This window comes from Alkalihalophilus lindianensis (assembly GCF_032843265.1).
Classification (GTDB): domain Bacteria; phylum Bacillota; class Bacilli; order Bacillales; family Bacillaceae_D; genus Alkalihalophilus; species Alkalihalophilus lindianensis.
Genome location: NZ_JAWJBA010000270.1, coordinates 1 through 275 on the forward strand (window position 1 = coordinate 1; position 275 = coordinate 275).

1 protein-coding gene is annotated in these 275 nt (G+C 42.2%); it reads right to left on the reverse strand.

Annotated features, from left to right (window positions below):
• On the reverse strand, positions 1 to 275 hold a 275-nt coding region (locus tag RYX56_RS22220), incomplete at both ends, for a Dph6-related ATP pyrophosphatase (protein ID WP_500660632.1).

Below are 275 nucleotides of genomic sequence, written 5' to 3' on the forward strand. Positions count from 1 at the left end.
TTCACCCCACTCGCGGTGCCCTTGTAAATATAAATCCCCAAAGGCGATACCTGAAATGTGATATTTATTTTTCAAAAAATGCAGTGCTTGGACAAATTGTTCCGTATAGCTTTCAAATGAGCATTCTATAAAATGGACAGGAATAGAGAGTGCTTCTCCTTGTAATTGGATCATCTCCGTTCGTTCCCCATGGCCAAAGGTACGACCCAGTTCTTTTGGTGCTGTTGTGACTAAGGAAACAACCTCGTAACCTTGATCAATGAGAGTATGGAGGG